Origin of the sequence: Sporosarcina sp. P34 (genome assembly GCF_002743375.1) — a bacterium.
Lineage (GTDB): Bacteria > Bacillota > Bacilli > Bacillales_A > Planococcaceae > Sporosarcina.
This window is the reverse complement of sequence record NZ_PDZC01000008.1, coordinates 83,226-101,911: the sequence shown is the minus strand read 5'-3', so window position 1 is coordinate 101,911 and position 18,686 is coordinate 83,226. Positions and strand designations below refer to the sequence as shown.

At 43.4% G+C, this 18,686-nt stretch carries 20 protein-coding genes and 1 riboswitch; of the genes, 2 read left to right on the top strand and 18 right to left on the bottom strand.

Annotated features, from left to right (window positions below):
* Nucleotides 1-51: 51 nt before the first annotated feature.
* Nucleotides 52-288 (bottom strand): glutaredoxin family protein, encoded by a 237-nt coding sequence (locus CSV63_RS12365; protein WP_099696082.1) that lies wholly within the window; start codon nucleotides 286-288, stop codon nucleotides 52-54.
* A 155-nt stretch (nucleotides 289-443) separates the two neighbouring features.
* Between CSV63_RS12365 and CSV63_RS12360 the strand changes: the two genes are divergently transcribed.
* Nucleotides 444-812, top strand: coding sequence for a hypothetical protein (locus CSV63_RS12360; protein ID WP_199203660.1), 369 nt, complete (start codon nucleotides 444-446; stop codon nucleotides 810-812).
* Between the two features lie 108 nt (nucleotides 813-920).
* On the opposite strand, the gene CSV63_RS12355 is transcribed toward CSV63_RS12360, so the two are convergent.
* Entirely contained in the window at nucleotides 921-1,898 is a 978-nt protein-coding gene (locus CSV63_RS12355) for an NAD(P)H-dependent flavin oxidoreductase (RefSeq protein WP_099696080.1), read from the bottom strand.
* 178 nt (nucleotides 1,899-2,076) lie between these two features.
* A complete protein-coding gene (locus CSV63_RS12350; RefSeq protein ID WP_099696079.1) occupies nucleotides 2,077-2,541 on the bottom strand; it encodes a MarR family winged helix-turn-helix transcriptional regulator in 465 nt (154 codons plus the stop codon).
* Between the two features lie 183 nt (nucleotides 2,542-2,724).
* Here CSV63_RS12350 and CSV63_RS12345 point away from each other — a divergent pair, with 183 nt between their 5' ends.
* Entirely contained in the window at nucleotides 2,725-3,141 is a 417-nt protein-coding gene (locus CSV63_RS12345) for a PaaI family thioesterase (RefSeq protein ID WP_199203659.1), read from the top strand.
* A 94-nt stretch (nucleotides 3,142-3,235) separates the two neighbouring features.
* On the opposite strand, the gene sufB is transcribed toward CSV63_RS12345, so the two are convergent.
* From sufB to CSV63_RS12270, 15 genes are all read right to left on the bottom strand, one after another.
* A complete protein-coding gene (gene sufB, locus CSV63_RS12340; RefSeq protein WP_099696078.1) occupies nucleotides 3,236-4,633 on the bottom strand; it encodes a Fe-S cluster assembly protein SufB in 1,398 nt (465 codons plus the stop codon).
* Between the two features lie 42 nt (nucleotides 4,634-4,675).
* Nucleotides 4,676-5,113, bottom strand: a complete 438-nt coding sequence (sufU, locus tag CSV63_RS12335) for a Fe-S cluster assembly sulfur transfer protein SufU (RefSeq protein WP_099630789.1) — start codon at nucleotides 5,111-5,113, stop codon at nucleotides 4,676-4,678.
* The gene (locus tag CSV63_RS12330; RefSeq protein ID WP_099696077.1) at nucleotides 5,103-6,332 is read right to left on the bottom strand and encodes a cysteine desulfurase; all 1,230 of its coding nucleotides are present in this window, start codon (nucleotides 6,330-6,332) and stop codon (nucleotides 5,103-5,105) included. The genes sufU and CSV63_RS12330 overlap by 11 nt, the downstream gene beginning before the upstream one ends.
* Nucleotides 6,332-7,639, bottom strand: a complete 1,308-nt coding sequence (gene sufD, locus CSV63_RS12325) for a Fe-S cluster assembly protein SufD (RefSeq protein WP_099696076.1) — start codon at nucleotides 7,637-7,639, stop codon at nucleotides 6,332-6,334. Before sufD ends, CSV63_RS12330 begins: the two co-directional genes overlap by 1 nt.
* 18 nt (nucleotides 7,640-7,657) lie before the next feature.
* Nucleotides 7,658-8,437 (bottom strand): Fe-S cluster assembly ATPase SufC, encoded by a 780-nt coding sequence (sufC, locus tag CSV63_RS12320; RefSeq protein WP_099676163.1) that lies wholly within the window; start codon nucleotides 8,435-8,437, stop codon nucleotides 7,658-7,660.
* A gap of 267 nt (nucleotides 8,438-8,704) precedes the next feature.
* Nucleotides 8,705-9,886 carry a dicarboxylate/amino acid:cation symporter gene (locus CSV63_RS12315; RefSeq protein WP_099696075.1) on the bottom strand — a complete coding sequence of 394 codons (1,182 nt, stop codon included), beginning with the start codon at nucleotides 9,884-9,886 and terminating at the stop codon, nucleotides 8,705-8,707.
* A 530-nt stretch (nucleotides 9,887-10,416) separates the two neighbouring features.
* Nucleotides 10,417-11,274 (bottom strand): MetQ/NlpA family ABC transporter substrate-binding protein, encoded by an 858-nt coding sequence (locus tag CSV63_RS12310; protein WP_099696121.1) that lies wholly within the window; start codon nucleotides 11,272-11,274, stop codon nucleotides 10,417-10,419.
* Between the two features lie 65 nt (nucleotides 11,275-11,339).
* Nucleotides 11,340-12,008: a methionine ABC transporter permease gene (locus CSV63_RS12305; protein ID WP_099696074.1), complete on the bottom strand. Its 669-nt coding sequence runs from the start codon at nucleotides 12,006-12,008 to the stop codon at nucleotides 11,340-11,342.
* Complete coding sequence (locus tag CSV63_RS12300) at nucleotides 12,001-13,026, bottom strand: methionine ABC transporter ATP-binding protein (RefSeq protein WP_099696073.1); 1,026 nt, start codon at nucleotides 13,024-13,026, stop codon at nucleotides 12,001-12,003. Before CSV63_RS12300 ends, CSV63_RS12305 begins: the two co-directional genes overlap by 8 nt.
* Nucleotides 13,027-13,400: 374 nt before the next feature.
* A riboswitch (SAM riboswitch) is annotated at nucleotides 13,401-13,506 on the bottom strand.
* Nucleotides 13,507-13,555: 49 nt separating this feature from the next.
* Nucleotides 13,556-13,855, bottom strand: coding sequence for a thioredoxin family protein (locus tag CSV63_RS12295; protein ID WP_099696072.1), 300 nt, complete (start codon nucleotides 13,853-13,855; stop codon nucleotides 13,556-13,558).
* Nucleotides 13,836-14,201, bottom strand: coding sequence for a toprim domain-containing protein (locus tag CSV63_RS12290; RefSeq protein ID WP_099637032.1), 366 nt, complete (start codon nucleotides 14,199-14,201; stop codon nucleotides 13,836-13,838). Before CSV63_RS12290 ends, CSV63_RS12295 begins: the two co-directional genes overlap by 20 nt.
* Nucleotides 14,202-14,263: 62 nt before the next feature.
* Complete coding sequence (gcvH, locus tag CSV63_RS12285) at nucleotides 14,264-14,644, bottom strand: glycine cleavage system protein GcvH (RefSeq protein WP_099696071.1); 381 nt, start codon at nucleotides 14,642-14,644, stop codon at nucleotides 14,264-14,266.
* A gap of 76 nt (nucleotides 14,645-14,720) precedes the next feature.
* Entirely contained in the window at nucleotides 14,721-15,080 is a 360-nt protein-coding gene (locus CSV63_RS12280; protein WP_099696070.1) for an arsenate reductase family protein, read from the bottom strand.
* Nucleotides 15,081-15,654: 574 nt separating this feature from the next.
* Nucleotides 15,655-17,427: an acyl-CoA dehydrogenase family protein gene (locus tag CSV63_RS12275; protein ID WP_369823847.1), complete on the bottom strand. Its 1,773-nt coding sequence runs from the start codon at nucleotides 17,425-17,427 to the stop codon at nucleotides 15,655-15,657.
* Nucleotides 17,428-17,488: 61 nt separating this feature from the next.
* The gene (locus tag CSV63_RS12270; protein WP_099696069.1) at nucleotides 17,489-18,664 is read right to left on the bottom strand and encodes an acetyl-CoA C-acetyltransferase; all 1,176 of its coding nucleotides are present in this window, start codon (nucleotides 18,662-18,664) and stop codon (nucleotides 17,489-17,491) included.
* Nucleotides 18,665-18,686 lie beyond the last annotated feature (22 nt).

Here is an 18,686-nt window from a genome sequence, read left to right as displayed (position 1 = left end):
CGGCCGATTGGATTGTACAGTTTCGATTAAACAAAAACCGTTTACATTTATTCATGCGTCTAGTGCAGCGTGAATACTTGCTGGATCAAAGCCGATAATCCATTTTCCATTCAACTGTGTTTGTGGAACGCCCATCTGTCCGGTTAGTTCCATCAGACGTTCTCCTTCTGCAGGATTTATAGAGACATTGATCGTCTCGTAAGGCACGTGAATTTCATCCAGATAATTCGTCATCATCGTGCAATAAGGACAAGTAGATGATACATATACGGTTGCTTTTTTAGACATGTAAAAAACTCCTTTTCATTTGTATATATATTTATTATATACCCCACTAGGTATGTTATCAATCAATTGATTCGACCATAAGAAGGAGATTGTCTTTAGTGCAAAGCATGCTATTATATAGAGGTAACCAAATGAATAAGAAAGGATAGATGAACGTGAGCGACGTACTTTTACAACAAATTTTAAGTGAAATGAAAGGCATTAAAACTGACATCTCTGGGATTAAGTCAGATGTTAGTACACTTAAATCAGACGTCAGTACACTTAAGTCGGACGTCAATACACTTAAGTCAGACGTTAGTGCACTAAAATTACATGTCGATGTCCTAAATACAGACATGTCAGAAGTGAAAAAAGAACAGCAACTGACAAATAAACGGTTATCTTCTATTGAAACTAAACAGGATACAATTTACCTGCACACTGATTCTTTAACTGAAATGCAAACTAAAAGCCTCTCTTTACTCGAACAACTCCAAACAGATGTAGAATTCACCTATCAAAAGACCGCAATGAATGATTAAAAGTTAACCGTATTGAAACAAACTCCACTCACAAACACTAAGCAGGCAAATAAAAAAACAAGCGTGTCTGGATGGACATACTTGTTTTTATCGTGACTCCTTTCTTTATTATGTGCTCGCTGTGTTCATTCTATCTCCTACTAACTTATCCTTTGCCTCACGGTACTGCTGTGCTAATTGTGCGACGTACTCTTTCGTAGGTTGAACTTTATCGATGATGCCAATTCCTTGGCCACAGCCCCAAATATCTTTCCATGCTTTTTGACCTGCATCTCCGCCGAAATTCATTTTACTTGGATCACTTTCCGGTAAATTTTCAGGATCTAAACCCGAAGCTAGGATGGACGTAGCTAAATAATTCCCGTGCACTCCCGTGAAATAATTACTGTACACAATATCATCCGAGGTGGCGTCTATGATAGCTTGTTTATACTCTTCAACGGCTCTTGCTTCTTCAGTAGCGATGAATGGCGATCCGATGTAGGCAAAGTCCGCCCCCATCACTTCGGCTGCCAATACGCTTCTGCCGGTTGCGATGGATCCGCCAAGTACCAATGGTCCGTCAAACCATTCCCGAATTTCTTGAACGAGTGCGAACGGACTTTTCGGACCCGCGTGCCCTCCCGCTCCTGCAGCTACCGCAATTAAACCATCTGCACCTTTTTCAATTGCCTTCTTCGCGAACGTATTATTGATCACATCATGCAATACAATTCCACCGTAACTATGTGCAGCTTCATAGACATCTTCTCTTGCGCCAAGAGATGTAATAATGATGGGTACTTTGTATTTCACGCACAGCTCCATATCTTCTTGCAATCTTTCATTGGATCGGTGAACGATTTGGTTGATCGCAAATGGTGCGGCTGGTTTATTGGGATTTTTCGCATTATAGTCGGCTAATTCTTCTGTAATCTCGATCAACCACTCTTCGAATTGTGCAACGGGCCTTGCATTTAGAGAAGGCATAGAACCGATTACTCCTGCTTTACATTGCTCTATCACAGTTTTAGGATTACTAATAATGAACATCGGGGCTGCGATCACTGGAAGACTCATACTCTTTTTCCATTCTACTAAATTCATCAGAAACACTCTCCTTTTGTCGTAAGCGCTTTCAAAAATTATAAATATATCTCTGTAACGAACATACACTAAGACGTTTCAAAAGCTTTACACCTTTGATACATGTATATACATGTATTTTACTGGATTTTTTGGAGTTGTCAATCAATTTATGAATGGAGATTCATTTTTGTGCTACTTAAATTTCAAATTCATCAATCACTTTTTGTAATGCCTTCAACTTCTTCAGTAAGTCCATATATTCTCCTTTGCCGATAGATCCTTCAATTTGTTCCTGTACTTGTGTCCAGATCGGTGTAGCTTCATTTAATTTGTCATACCCTAATTCTGTAATCGTGACCACTTTGGTTCGCGAATCCTGTTTCGCTCTTTTGATCTGTACATATCCGGAATCGTTTAGAATGTTCAAGTTACGCGTGACGGTTGTTTGATCCAGCAACATCATCTCACCTAATTTACTAATCGAAATATCCGGTGATGTATAAATATTGCCGAGCATATAATATTGGGTGATTTTTAATCCAGTAGATTTCAAGAGATGATTGTACAGTTGTGTGAGTGATCCGGATACCGCACGGAGATTCGCACTAGTACACACGTCAATAATATAATTTGCTTGCTCTTGATCCAATTTTTTTCTCATGATGTCCACTCTTTCCTAAAAATGATGGCCGTACTGTCACAGCCGCTTCGACAATTCATTCTATTGTACATGTACCGGCATAAATTTTAAAGCTGGATTTCCCGCTACACTTAGTAGTATGCTTTTATTACATGTATATACATGTAGTAGAAGTATTTCAGTGAAATGGAGGTAGAGAAGAGGATGAAAGAACTTAATTTATTAGATAGTATTGATTTGGAACAGACATTGATAGGTGCTTTAGGCATTACCTTTACACAACTCGATCCTGACAAAGTCGTCTGTGAAATGCCAGTTGGACCGAAAACTGTTCAGCCTATGGGGTTGTTACATGGAGGCGCTTCAGTAGCACTAGCTGAAACTGCGGCCAGCATTGCAGCCGCTTTAAACCTAAATCCCGAGACGCATTATCCAGTAGGTCTAGAAATTAATGCGAATCATGTACGAGGTAAAAAAGATGGTGTGGTCACTGCTACTGCCGTTCCATTCCATAAAGGGCGCACATCGATGGTCTGGGATATCCAAATCACGGATGAAGTAGGTAAATTAATAAGTGTTTCGAGATGCACGATTGCGGTTGTGGAGAAAAAAGGTAGATAAACTACAAAGCCATCAAATCTTAGGACAGCTACTATTAAATGAACGCATAAAAAAACCTGCCGCATCTTGTAGATGCGGGCAGGTTTTTGCTGTCTTATCCGATAGAACCTTCCATCTCGAACTTGATCAAACGGTTCATCTCTACCGCATATTCCATCGGTAGTTCTTTTGTGAATGGCTCGATGAAGCCCATAACGATCATTTCTGTTGCTTCCAATTCAGGAATACCGCGGCTCATCAAATAGAAGAGTTGCTCTTCGGAAACTTTCGATACTTTTGCTTCGTGTTCCAATGAAATATTGTTATTCAAAATTTCATTGTATGGAATCGTATCTGAAGTAGAGAGTTTATCCATAATCAACGTATCACACTCAATGTTGGCACGAGCTCCGTCTGCATTGCGTCCGAAGTGAACAACTCCGCGATACGTTACTTTTCCGCCGTGTTGAGAAATAGATTTTGAAACAATAGTAGAAGACGTGTTAGGTGCCAAGTGCATCATTTTCGCGCCGGCATCCTGGTGCTGTCCTTTACCTGCTAATGCGATGGATAGCGTCATACCGCGTGAGCCTTCACCTTTTAGGATGACTGCAGGGTACTTCATCGTCAATTTAGAACCAATGTTTCCATCGACCCATTCCATTGTCGCATTCTCTTCACATACTGCACGCTTCGTTACCAAGTTGTAGACGTTGTTCGCCCAGTTTTGGATCGTTGTGTAACGGCAATATGCATCTTTTTTGATGATAATTTCTACAACCGCACTGTGTAGGGAGTTGGTTGTATAAACAGGTGCTGTACAACCTTCTACGTAGTGAACGCTTGCGCCTTCGTCTACGATGATTAACGTACGCTCGAATTGTCCCATGTTTTCCGAGTTAATACGGAAATAAGCTTGTAGCGGTGTTTCTACATTCACGCCAGGTGGTACATAGATAAATGATCCACCAGACCATACAGCAGAGTTTAACGCTGAGAATTTGTTGTCTGAGTTCGGAATAACCGTACCCCAATATTTTTTGAACAACTCTTCGTTTTCACGAAGTGCAGAATCTGTGTCTTTAAAGACAATTCCTAGATCTGTTAGTTCTTCTTTCATATTGTGGTAAACAACTTCAGACTCATACTGTGCAGAGACACCTGCTAAGTATTTTTGTTCCGCTTCAGGAATACCTAGTTTATCAAACGTACGCTTGATTTCATCAGGTACTTCATCCCAAGAAGTTTCTGCACCTTCAGACGGTTTTACGTAGTACGTGATTTCATCAAACTTCAATGAATTCAAGTCTCCGCCCCATTGTGGCATTGGCTTACTGTAAAAAATTTCAAGAGATTTCAAACGGTAATCCAACATCCACTGTGGTTCTTCTTTCATTGCCGAAATTTCTTCCACTATCTCACGTGTCAATCCACGTTCTGAACGGAACACAGAAACGTCTTTGTCATGGAAACCGTATTTGTAATCGCCGATTTCCGGCATTTGTTTTGCCATTATTATTCCTCCGTTCCATAATTGCTCGTACTATGGCCAAGGTCATTGCGACTCGCCAGAGACTCCCTCTTCCATCGCCTTCCAGCTCAATGTTGCACATTTAATGCGGGCAGGGAATTGCGCGACACCCGATAATGCTTCTAGGTCGTCAAGATCAATCGACTCGTCCAACTCTTTGCCTAACATCATATCTGAAAAAGTATGTGCCAACTTAACTGCTTCTTCAGTCGTTTTACCTTTGATCATCTGTGTCATCATAGATGCGGATGCCATCGAAATGGAACATCCTTCTCCTTCAAACTTGACGTCTTTGACGATGTCGTCTTCCACATTCATTGTTAAACGGATGACGTCACCACAAGTCGGGTTGTTCATATCAATTGTAACATTACCGTTCTCTAGGACGCCTTTGTTTTTCGGATGTTTATAATGCTCCATGATTACAGATCGATAAAGTTGATCTAGTTTATTAGTAGACATCGTTAAAATACTCCTTTGTTGTGCGAAGTCCTTCCACGAGGCGATCTACGTCATCAGTGGTGTTATAAAGATAGAAGCTGGCACGTGCTGTTGAAGAAACATCCAACCATTTCATCAATGGTTGTGCACAGTGATGACCTGCACGAACAGCAATACCATTCATATCGAGTACAGTTGCGACATCATGAGGATGGACATCATCCAAGTTGAATGTGACCAATCCTGCACGCTGATCGGGATCTCTTGGTCCATAAATGGTCAAGCCGTCGATTTCAGACATTTTATCCATAGCATAACCAGCTAGTTCGTGCTCATGCTGTTCGATAGCGTCCAAACCGATTTCTTCCAAGAAGTCGATGGCTGCACCGAGCCCAATAGCTCCTGCAATAATAGGCGTACCACCTTCAAACTTCCAAGGTAATTCTTTCCACGTAGATTCGTATAGTCCGACAAAATCAATCATCTCGCCGCCGAATTCGATGGGTTCCATATTATTGAGTAAATCCTTTTTACCGTAGAGGACACCGATACCGGTAGGTCCACACATTTTGTGTCCGGAAAATGCAAGGAAGTCGCAATCTAGTTTCTGTACATCTATTTTAACATGTGGAGCTGCTTGCGCAGCGTCCACACACATCACCGCACCGTGTTGATGGGCAATTTTCGTGATTTCTTCAATCGGATTCATCGTGCCGAGAACGTTGGAAACATACATGATGGAAACAATTTTCGTTTTATCCGTAATGGTTTCCCGTACTTTATCAAGTGATAACGTACCGTCTTCTTCTAAATCAATATATTTTAACACTGCGCCAGTTTCTTTGGCGAGCTGTTGCCACGGAATGATATTGGAGTGGTGCTCCATATGTGTAATGACGATTTCGTCACCTTCCGAGACATTGGCACGACCATAGCTTTGCGCAACTGTGTTAATCGCTGTTGTTGTACCGCGCATGAAGATGACTTCTTGCGTGGATTTAGCATTAATGAATTTACGGACTTTCTCACGAGCGCCTTCATAACCATCTGTCGCGCGATTTCCAAGTGTATGCACCCCACGGTGAACATTGGAGTTATCAAAGCGATAATAGCGATCCAGTGCCTCAATTACTTGCACAGGCTTTTGTGAAGTCGCCGCGCTATCTAAGTAGACAAGTGGATGTCCATTGACTTCTTGATCTAATATAGGGAAATGATTGCGGATGTCTTTGCTGAGCATTAGCGCACTTTCCTTTCAATAACCTCCGTTAATTGTTTTCTAACTCCTGCGATTGGCAATTTGCTAACAACTGGAGCTAAGAAACCATGAATGATGAGGCGTTCTGCATCTTCTTGTGTAATCCCACGGCTCATTAGATAGAACATTTGCATTGGGTCTACGCGTCCTACCGAAGCAGCGTGACCTGCTGTTACATCATTTTCATCGATAAGCAAAATCGGGTTCGCGTCTCCACGTCCTCTTTCACCTAACATCAGAATACGGGACTCTTGCACCGCGTTCGAGCGAGTTGCGCCTTTCGCGATTCGTCCGATTCCGTTAAAGATAGCGGATGAGTTTTCTTTCATTACACCATGCTTCAAGATGAAAGCGTCTGTATCAAGTCCCCAGTGTACGATTTCAGATGTGAAGTTTTGTTTCTGGCTACCGCGTCCAACTACAACGGATTTCATATCACTAGATGAGCCGTCACCGACTAAATGCGTGATGTTTTCAGAAATCGTATTGCCGTCGTTCATTAATCCAAGTGCCCACTCAATGCGTGCGTGAGGTCCAGTCACCCCGCGACGGTTGACATACGTTGTCACACCTTCCGCTAATACGTCGACTGATCCGTAGACAATTTTCGCATTGGCCATAGCAAATACTTCCGCTACAATGTTCGCTTGAGTTGCCGCATGCTCCATAGTAGATAGATAGCTTTCTACATATGTTACTTGACTGTTTTCTTCGGCAACGATGACTACGTGGTTGAACAATGATGCTTCTTCGTTATCGTGAATGAAGAGTACTTGAAGTGGATCTTCGATTACTACGTTTTTAGGTACGTAGACAAATACTCCACCGTTGATCAATGCCGCGTGAAGAGCTGTTAACTTATGCTCATCCACTTTGACACCGTCCGTCATCAAGTATTTCTGTAACAATTCACTGTGTTCGCGTGATGCCGTAAAGATATCCGTCATAATAACGCCTTGTGACTGTAAATCTTCAGACAGTGAAAGATATGCAGGTGTGTTATTGTGCTGCACGTAAATATTTTGTTGTTGTTCGTCATCGATCAATGCTTTCGCTTCAGTTGGTAATTCTTCCAACCCTGCGAAGATCGAGCTCTCAACTGTATGTGAAGGGAATTCCGTGAAATTCCAATTGGTAATTTTAGTTTTATCTGGTTTTGGCATTTCGAGCACTTCAGCTTTCGCTAGAGCGTTCGAACGAAAATCTGCCATCCAAGCAGCTTCCTCCACTTTTGCGGAATAAGAGCGGACGTCCTGTTCGGTCAATGCCAATGTTGTTTCAACCGTCATTTTGAGTCGTCCCCTTTCTTATGCTTCTTGTCCAACAGTTTCGTCTTCGATACCTAGTTCTTCTTTGATCCAGTCGTATCCTTCAACTTCAAGTTTCTTAGCTAGTTCTGAACCACCCGTTTTAACAATTTTACCTTGCATAATGATATGCACTTTATCTGGCTCGATGTAATCCAATAAACGTTGGTAGTGAGTGATAATTAAGCAACCGAAACCTTCGCCGCGCATTTGGTTGATACCGTTAGAAACAATTTTCAATGCGTCGATATCCAGACCTGAGTCAATCTCGTCAAGTACTGCGAACTTTGGCTTCAACATCATAAGTTGGAGAATTTCGTTACGCTTTTTCTCTCCACCTGAGAAACCTTCATTCAAATAACGAGTGGCCATATCTTCTTGCATTTCAAGAACTTCCATCTTGCTATCCATTTCACGAATAAATTTCATCAAAGAAATTTCATCGCCTTCTTCACGACGTGCGTTCACTCCAGAACGAAGGAAATCTGCGTTCGTTACACCAGTGATTTCACTTGGATATTGCATAGCTAGGAATAGACCGGCTCTCGCACGCTCATCTACTTCCATTGCCAATACGTCTTCTCCATCAAGCATAATGGATCCGGAAGTCACTTCATATTTCGGGTGACCCATGATTGCGGATGCAAGCGTGGATTTCCCCGTACCATTTGGACCCATGATTGCATGGATCTCATTTGTATTTATTGTTAAGGTAACACCTTTTAAGATTTCTTTGTCCTCAATTCGGACATGAAGATCTTTAATTTCCAAAATTGCCATTCCAATACCTCCAGTATGATCGCGTTGAATGGTTATGATCCATTCTCTATTTAGTATCATTCTAATCTTAACCCATATTTGATTGGGTTGCAAATCTTTAAGAAACATTACACATATTGGCTAATTTCATTGCAACAACGCAGACGGCTATATTTTTCACGATATGTATTTTTCATTTGACAACTAGTGAATGAGAATCAACCAGTCCTTAGTACATAAGAATTAGACAGCAAAAAAGTCGGTCAAGTAACCGACTTTTCTACTACTCTATACTTTTTTAGTGAAACGATCGACGATCATTGCAAGCGCACCGTCACCTGTAACGTTCGTTGCTGTTCCGAAACTATCTTGCGCTAAATAGAGCGCAATCATCAATGCTACCATGCCATCACTGAATCCAAGCATAGTCGTCAGAAGTCCAGTTGCCGCGACGACTGCGCCTCCCGGTACACCTGGAGCGGCGATCATCGTAACACCTAACATAAAGATAAATTGTAAATACGAACCAAAACTTACATCAAAACCATTCATCAGCATAACACCGATCGAACAGGAAACAATCGTAATCGTACTACCTGACAAATGGATCGTTGCGAATAATGGAACCGCGAAGTCCGTTACACGTTCCGAAGCACCCGTTTTTTTCGCTTGACGCAACGTAACCGGAATCGTTGCAGCAGAAGACTGCGTTCCGATCGCTGTCAGATATGCTGGCAACATCGTTTTCATTAACACGAACGGATTCCGTTTGTTCAACGTACCCGCCACTGTGTATTGGAATGTCAGCATGGTCAAATGAAGAAGAATAATCATAATGAAAACAAATACAAAGACTGAAAGTACATTTGCCACTTCACCTGTATACGTCATATTCAGGAAAATCCCGAAAATATGGAAAGGTAGTAATGGAATGATGACGACAGAAATGACTTTATCGATAATCAAATTAAATTCATCGAAGAATGATATCATCGTCTTCCCTTTAATCGCTGCCATTCCAATGCCAAGCACAAATGCCAATAGCAAAGCAGTCATGATCCCCATCACTGGATCCATTTCCATTTCGAAGAACGCTACTCCGGCTTCACGTGCGCCTTCTGCAACATCCTTCTTCGTCGTCGGCTGAATAAAGTTGGGCAAAATATTTATTGCGACAATATACGCAAGCAATCCCGCAATTACCGTAGATCCATACGCAAATGCAGCAGACATACCAAGTAATTTTCCGGAACCTGCGCCAAGTTTTGCAATACTTGGTGCGATAAACGCAGTGATAATCAGCGGAACGATAAAGTTCAAGAATCCACCGAATAACATATTAAAAGTAGCTGCTAAACGAACGAACCAATGCGCAAATCCTTCATGGATCAACGGCAATACTAAACCAAGTCCGATCGCCAGCCCAATGGCAATGAGAATTCGCCAAATGAGCCCTAATTTAAACTTCACAATACGTCCTCCTCAAATACACATATGTATTACTCAAACAAAATCAACTTTATCACAAGTCGATAGAATAAAGAAGATTTTATTTAGATTTATGTAATGTTTTTCTTGCGGGTTGTTAGGAAGTGGATTGGGTGGTGTTGTTTGGAAGTTTAGTTGTGTGGATTAGGTGGGCATGAAGGCACTTTGAGCGGGTAGCGCGTGGGGTTGAACGGATACGAGAGCGCATTGAGCGAGGCTCGGGCGCGATAGAGCGGATAGACCAGAACATTGAGCGAGTCTCGTGCGGGATAGAGCGGATAGACCAGAACATTGAGCGAGTCTCAGACCGAGTAGAGCGACCAGCCCATTGAGCGGATCTCGTGCGGGATAGAGCGGACACACTAGCATATTGAGCGGGGCTCGGGCGCGATAGAGCGGATAGACCAACACATTGAGCGAATCTCCACCAACATGTAGCAACCACACTAACACACCCACCAAGCACACAATAAAAAAACCGGCAGCTGCGATAGCTACCGGCGTTCGTTGAATTATTTCACAGGAACAACTGATCCAGACCATTCATTCAAAATGAAATCTTGAATTTGTTCTGAAGTCAATACTTCTACCAATGCTTTGATTGCATCGCTGTCTTCGTTGCCGCTCTTCACAGCAATTATATTAACGTACGGAGACTCTTTATCTTCCAATGCGATCGCATCTTCCATTGGATTCAACCCCGCATCGATAGCGAAGTTGGAGTTGATTAATAATGCGTCGCCTTCATCGTTATTATACAACTGTGGCATTAACGCTGCTTCGTAGTTCGCATCAAACTCCAAGTTCTTTGGATTTTCTACGATATCGCCTACTTCAGCTTTTACTTTTTCCACGTCATCCGCTAGCTTGATCAATCCTTTTTCTTCAAGCATAGCAAGCACTCGACCGTGATCCGCAACGGAGTTACTGATTAAGATCGTCGCTCCGTCAGGAAGTTCTTCCAATGAATCATATTTCTTAGAGTATACACCGATTGGCTCGATGTGAATTGCGCCTGCATTAACGAAGTCATAACCGAAATCGGCAATTTGACTCTCTAGGTAAGGAATGTGTTGGAAATAGTTCGCATCCAGTGTACCTTCGTCCAAATCTTTGTTTGGCAGTACATAATCTGTGTAACTCTCGATTGTTAAGTCATAACCTTTTTCAGCTAGTAATGGCTTAGCTTCTTCCAAAATTATTGCGTGTGGTGTGTTAGATGCGCCGACTACCAATGATGTTTTCTCGCCTTTTTCTGCTCCATCTACATCTGGTGCTGCATTATCTTTACTACCTTCGTCTTTCGATCCGCAAGCTGCCAATGCAAGCACTAGTACTGCTGCGAATAGACCGAATAAAAATTTCTTCATATCCACATTTCTCCCTCTCCATTATGGAATATTTCTATGGTTAACAGGTTTCCCTGAAAATCCTATTATCGCTTGTCCAAACGTTTTGTAATGAAATCACCAATAAATTGAATGATAAATACGATAATCAATACTAGAATCGTTGCCATTAACGTTACATCTTCGCGACTACGCTGGAACCCTTCCAAATATGCTAGCGTACCAAGACCGCCTGCACCGATCACTCCCGCCATCGCGGTATATCCGACGAGCGCAATCGAAGTTACCGTAATTCCAGAGACTAATGCCGGCATGGATTCTGGTAACAAAACTTTGAAAATGATTGTGGATGTTTTAGCACCCATTGAGCGCGCTGCTTCAATAACCCCTTTATCGATTTCCTGCAATGCAATCAACACCATACGGCCATAAAATGGAGCGGCACCGATAATTAATGCGGGTAGTGCGGCATTCGGTCCACGCATACTGTCGAATAATAATTTTGTTAGAGGAATTAATAAAATAATCAATATGATAAAAGGAATCGACCGGAATATATTCACGAAGGCCCCTGTAAAGACATTGGTGATTTTATTCGCCCATAACTGCCCTGGACTTGTTAAAAACAACAACAAACCAAGTGCGATACCGAAGACAAATGTAAAGAACGTGGAGTAAGCCGACATATAAAGCGTCTCACCCGTTGCTTCCCACATTTTATCCCAATTCACGTTTGGGAACCATTGCTCAATCATGGATCAGCACCTCCGTCTTCACTTCATTGGCATCCAGGAAAGCAATTGCTTCCTCTATAACCGCCACGTCCCCTACTAGTTGCAAGACGAGTGTGCCGTATGCGCCGTCACGTGTTGTCGAAATATTTCCTTGCACGATGTTGACATCGATGGGGAATTTACGGATCAATTCAGCAAGTAGCGGCTGCTCTGTACGGTCGCCAATGAAAGCTAGCTTGATCAATTTGCCGTGTGGCGATTCTTGCTGTAAATGTGCCATCGCTGCGTCCGTATCTGCACTATCCGTCACTTGCGAAATAAAGCGCTTTGTAATATCCGCTTGTGGGGATTGGAAGACATCTAGTACATTACCCAGTTCCACGACTTTCCCCGCTTCCATGACCGCCACGCGATGACAGATTTTGCGGATAACATGCATTTCATGCGTAATTAACACAATCGTTAGTCCAAGACGCTCATTAATATCTGTTAGTAAATCAAGAATCGCATTCGTCGTCTCTGGATCTAGTGCAGACGTCGCTTCATCACAGAGTAAGACTTCAGGATCATTTGCAAGCGCGCGCGCAATACCGACACGTTGTTTCTGACCACCTGATAATTGCGATGGATACGCCTGTTCTCGACCTGTTAAACCAACGAGATCGATCAATTCCTTCACTTTTTGCTTGCGTGCCGATTTCTTTACGCCAGCAATTTCGAGAGGAAACATGATATTCTCTTCTACTGTTCTAGACCACAGTAAGTTAAAGTGCTGGAAGATCATGCTGATTTTCTGACGCGCATTCCGAAGGCCAGCACCTTGTAATGAAGTCATTTCTTGTCCGTGAATCATGATACTGCCGGACGTAGGCGTTTCAAGACCATTCAATAGTCGAATTAATGTACTTTTTCCTGCCCCACTGTACCCGATGACGCCGAAAATTTCTCCCTCTTTGATGGCTAATGTCACGTCATCTACCGCGACAATTTCTGAACGGTTCAATTGGAACTTTTTATGAACGTTTGTTAGTTGAATCATTTTCCGCACCACCTTATTAAGTCTTTTTCATTTGTTTTTTGGAATACTACACAGCGCTTTCCGCTTTAGTTCCATCCAGCTTCAGATGCCAGCTCCTCGGGTCGTTTCGATCTTAAGATCAAGGCAAAAAGCGCCTTGATTTTAAGCTCTCCAACGCCTGTCGGAGCTAAACGGCATCTTCCGCTTTAGTTCCATCCAGCTACAAGTGCCAGGCTCTCGGGTCGTTTCAGACGTACCAAAAAGGCAAAGTGCGCCTTTGTGGTACGTCCTCCAACGCCTGTCGAGCCTACACGGCGCTTTCCGCTTTAGTTTAAAAAAGCCTTCCTGCAGATTAGCAGAAAGGCCGAACGTATGTAGTTATGTACGTTACCATTCTCTCATCTACCAAAGCATTACGCATTGAGTGATTTGGCACCATTTCACATATGTGACGGTTGCCGGGCTTCATAGGGCACTTCCCTCCACCGCTCTTTATAAGAGTTACGTATTCAATTGATTAACTACTTATACCATACTTTGATTTCGATTGTCAACTGAGCTTCTCTAATAGATACGGGACGGATTGAAAGGCGTAAATCTTTTCTACAGGCTGTCCTTTTCGCTGAATGAGTAAACAAGGAACACTTTCCACCTCATATTCAGTTGCGATTTCTTGAATATAGTTCAAGTCTGCCTTTCCAATCGGTAGTTGCGGGCGCATTGTCTCGATCACCGTCAGCATTTTTGAAGCAACTGCACACGTTCCACACATTGGTGTATATAAATAAAAAGCGGCTACTTGCTCTGCCGCCTGTGTGCGTTGCCAGTCTTCAATTGTCCAATGATTCATGTGGTCCACCTGCCAAATACTTGGAATGTACTTTAAAATTAGCAGCAGCTAAAATGCTTGCCAATAGCTTAACGGGAGTCGTTTCCACTTGACGATAGAGACGATCCGTGTATAAATGTCTCGCTTCTGGATACAGTTGTTTGAACAGCTTACGAATGGACTCACCGGAGGCGTCCGCATCCATAAAGACGAACAGATCTTGCTGCTCGTACGGTTCAAGCAGTTCTTCAATATGATACGCACTAATCGTGCCATTCGTACAAAGAATCTCTACAGGCTCTGCAAGGATCGGTACTAGCCGCTTACGATCCGAACCGCCTTCTACAATGAGAACTTTCGGGTCCATCCTGTTTCCTCCTAGCGTGTAAAAAAGCGCTGAGACGTTCCAGCGCTTTTTCTTTTGGAATATTATTCAGCTGTCATTTTTTCGTACTGCTCAGCTGTCATTAACTCATCCAGTTCAGCTTTGTTATCGATTTCAACTACTACCATCCATGCGTCTTCATATGGAGATTCATTAACCAATTCAGGGCTATCTTCGAGGTTCTCATTCACTTCCACGACTTTACCAGTAAGTGGAGCGTACAATTCAGAAACAGTCTTCACTGATTCAACACTTCCGAAAGGCTCGTCCGATTTCAACTGATCGCCAACCTGTGGCAGTTCAACGAATACGATATCGCCTAGTTCAGACTGTGCGAAATGTGTGATGCCGATACGGTATTTACCGTCTTCTTCTTTTACCCACTCGTGCTCTTCTGAATAACGTAAATCTTTTGGTGTGCTCATGTCGTAACCTCCAAAAATATAATAGTTTAACTTCCTTTAGTTTGCCATAGTTCCCCTGTAAAGACAAGAACCTAAATCACTTCTTCCATGTTTCCGTGAACGCGGTTTCATTAAATCCAACGGTCACTTTTTGGTCGTCGGAAACGATTGGGCGTTTGATAAGCATTCCGTCTGAAGCGAGAAGCGCAATCTTTTCATCATCCGTCATAGTTGGCAGTTTGTCTTTCAAATTGAGCTCACGATATTTCATGCCGCTCGTGTTGAAGAACTTTTTCATTTCAAGTCCGGAATTCGCGATCATGTTGCGCAGTTCGTCTTCGCTTGGAGGTTGTTCGGCGATGTTTTTTTCTTCGAATGAAATCCCCTCGTCCGTAAGCCATTTCTTCGCTTTTCGGCACGTGGTACATTTCGGATAACCGTAGTATGTCATAGTCATAATAATCAATCCCTCCTTTTTTCTCAGTATAGCAAATAAAGGGGAATAGATGCGAACTTAGCGGCGTTTGGTTGCTGTGGTGTTCGTGCGTAAAAAGACTGGCAATGTGTTGGGGTTGGGGATTGGCACTTCGGAGGGGACGCTTTCTGGAGGGGCCCCTCCTACGCACCAATCCCCTGCAATGTGAGCGGGTGATACTTTTTGTGTGTATGGAAGTTAGTGTTGTAATTGATGTTGAACTTCGGTACTTGAACTGAAATAAGTCAAAACACGATAATAATTAACATACGCTCTCCAGTAAGTGATCTAAGTCCCCCTACTATCCACGTAGGATGGAAGCGGAAGTTGGGGGCGACTCCCGATGGATCAGCTCGAAAGGAGAGACAACCAAAAGAGAGCGCAGCGAACTGGTTGGCTCACCGAGAGCCCATGGGAAAGCGTCCCCCAACTGGAGCTTCCATCCCCTCATACTCACTAAGTAACTCGCTATTCCGAATCACTTACTTTTGAACTTATTCAATTCCACCCAAACCAAAAAACGCCCCACATAGGAGGCGTTCTGTCCAAACTATACTCAAACGACATACTTCTCTGCTTCGATCAACTTCTCTGCCGCTTCACGTTTCTTCGCAATCAAATTATACGGAGTATTACGAGTCAACTTGCGCAAAGCCGAAATCATCATGCGCTGGTTGTCGCCGTCGACCGCTGCAAGCAATGTTTCTTTTGCTGCCGCTTCGATACGTCCGAACGCTTCCTGACAGAAAATCTGTGTATATAGAAGTTTCTGGTTCTCTTTCTCTTCACCATTCTTATTGATAGCCTTCTCCGTACGAAGCACTGCGGACTCCATACCGAATAAATCATTCGCAATATCTGCGATGTTCACAAGAATCTCTTGCTCCTGATCGAGCTTCGCACCGTAGCGCTGTGCTGCAAGTCCCGCAACTAAGATGCCGATTTTCTTCGCGTTCTTCACAAGCACTTTCTCTTGAGCCAACGCTTCGTCGCCCACTTCTTCCGGCATCAGCATTAACAACTCTTCTTGCAACGCCTGTGCTTGTTGAAGCAATGGCAATTCGCCTTTCATTGCTTTCTTCAAGAACGTGCCTGGAACGATCATACGGTTAATTTCATTCGTTCCTTCAAAGATACGGTTAATACGGGAGTCACGGTAGATGCGCTCTACTTCATACTCTGCCATGAAACCGTAACCACCGTGAATTTGAACGGCTTCGTCAGAAATATAATCCAAAACTTCCGAACCTACAACTTTATTGATCGAACATTCAATTGCGTATTCAGCAATGGAAGCCGCCACTTTTGCGCCGTCTTTTTGCTCTTCAGGGGTCATCGCCGCGTTCCGCTCTTCGAAGTAGCCAACCGTACGATAGATCAAACTTTCTGTTGCGTACAACTTAGAAGCCATCGTACCGAACTTTTCCTTCGTTAAGTTGAATGAAGAAATCGGCGTGTCAAATTGTTTACGCTGATTCGCATATTTGATAGCCAATTCCAATGCACGTTTCGATCCGCCGATTGTACCTACTCCAAGTTTATAACGGCCGATGTTCAAAATGTTGAACGCGATGACGTGACCGCGACCGATTTCACCTAATAAGTTTTCAACAGGTACTTCCGCGTCTTCTAAGATCAATGTACGTGTAGAAGAGGATTTGATCCCCATTTTCTTCTCTTCTGGTCCTACAGAAACGCCTGGGTACTCTTTTTCCACAATAAATGCTGTGAATTTGTCGCCATCTACTTTTGCGTATACGACGAAGACATCGGCAAATGCAGAATTCGTGATCCACTGTTTTTCACCGTTTAGTACGTAGTGTGTACCCGCAGCGTTTAATTTAGCAGTCGTTTTCGCGCCTAGTGCGTCTGATCCTGAGCTCGGCTCTGTCAATGCATAAGCCGAAATTTTTGCTCCACTTGCAGAGTTCGGCAAGTACTTCATTTTTTGCGCATGGTTACCGAATAACACGATTGGTAATGTACCGATTCCTACGTGTGCACCGTGGGTAATCGAAAAGCCGCCTGCTACGGATAGTCTCTCCGCGATCAATGCCGATGAAATCTTGTCCAGCGCAAGACCTTCATACTCTTCTGGAATATCCGCTGCTAGAAGACCTAGATCTCCAGCTTTCTTCAGCAATGTTACGGAGTTTTCAAACTCGTGGTTCTCTAGCTTTTCGATCAACGGCATGACGTCGTTTTTAACGTACTCTTCCGTTGTTTTGGCAATCATCTTTTGCTCATCTGTAAAATCCTCCGGTGTGAAAACACGATTAGCGTCCATGTCCTCAGTTAAAAACGCTCCACCTTTTACGAATTCTGTCATAGTATTTCCCTCCATAGCTTTAGTCATGTAATTTCCTCCAATTTATCTGTCTGTTTATTTTTTATAAAACTTCGAACACGCCAGCTGCTCCCATTCCCCCACCGATACACATCGTGACGACACCGTACTTTTTGCCTTGACGTTTCAATTCATTAATTAATTTCAACGTCAAAATGGTTCCTGTTGCACCTAGTGGGTGACCTGACGAAATCGCTCCACCATTGACGTTCACTTTATCCATATCCAATCCAAGTTCGCGAATCACAGCGAGTGACTGAGATGCGAATGCTTCATTGAGCTCAAAAAGGTCGATGTCTTCAATAGATAGACCGGCTAGTTTCAGAGCTTTCGGTACGGCAACTATCGGTCCGATCCCCATCACTTCTGGTGGAACACCGCCTACTGCGAATGAAAGAAATTTTGCTAACGGCTGTAGCCCACGCTCTTCAGCCACTTCCCTATCCATTAATAAAACCATTCCTGCCCCGTCGGAAGTTTGTGACGCGTTACCTGCCGTTACGGAACCTTGCGCTGCGAATGCCGGACGTAATTTTCCGAGTATTTCAGTCGTTGTCCCCGGACGTACACCTTCATCCATTTCGAATAAAATGGTTTTTTCCTGATACTTGCCGTCCGCGTCGACAAAACGTTTCGTTACTTCAACGGGTACAATCTCATCGACAAATTTGTCTTCTTTGATTGCGGCTTCCGTACGTTTATGTGATTCAACTGCGAACGCATCCTGATCTTCACGGGAGATCCCGTATTTCTGCGCCACTTGCTCCGCTGTATGCCCCATTCCCATATAGTATTCCGGTGCGCCTTCCGCCAGTTTATAGTTCGGACGAATCGTATTGCCCATCATTGGGACCATGCTCATCGATTCAACGCCACCTGCCAAAACTGCTTCGGAGTGACCCAGCATGATGCGTTCTGCCGCATAAGCGATCGACTGCAAACCGGATGAACAAAAACGGTTGACTGTTACAGCTGGTGTCGTGTCGGGTAAACCTGCCAACGCACCGATATTACGCGCGACATTCATTCCTTGCTCTGCTTCTGGCATCGCACAACCGATGATTAAATCGTCGATTGGTCCATCATAATTCCCTGCACGCTTCAATGTTTCCTTTATAGTCAACGCCCCAAGATCATCCGGCCGGACAGTTGCCAACGAACCTTTTCCTGCTTTTCCAATTGGTGTTCGAGCACCGGCTACAATTACTGCTTCGCGCATTCTGTTTCCTCCTTTAGCTATC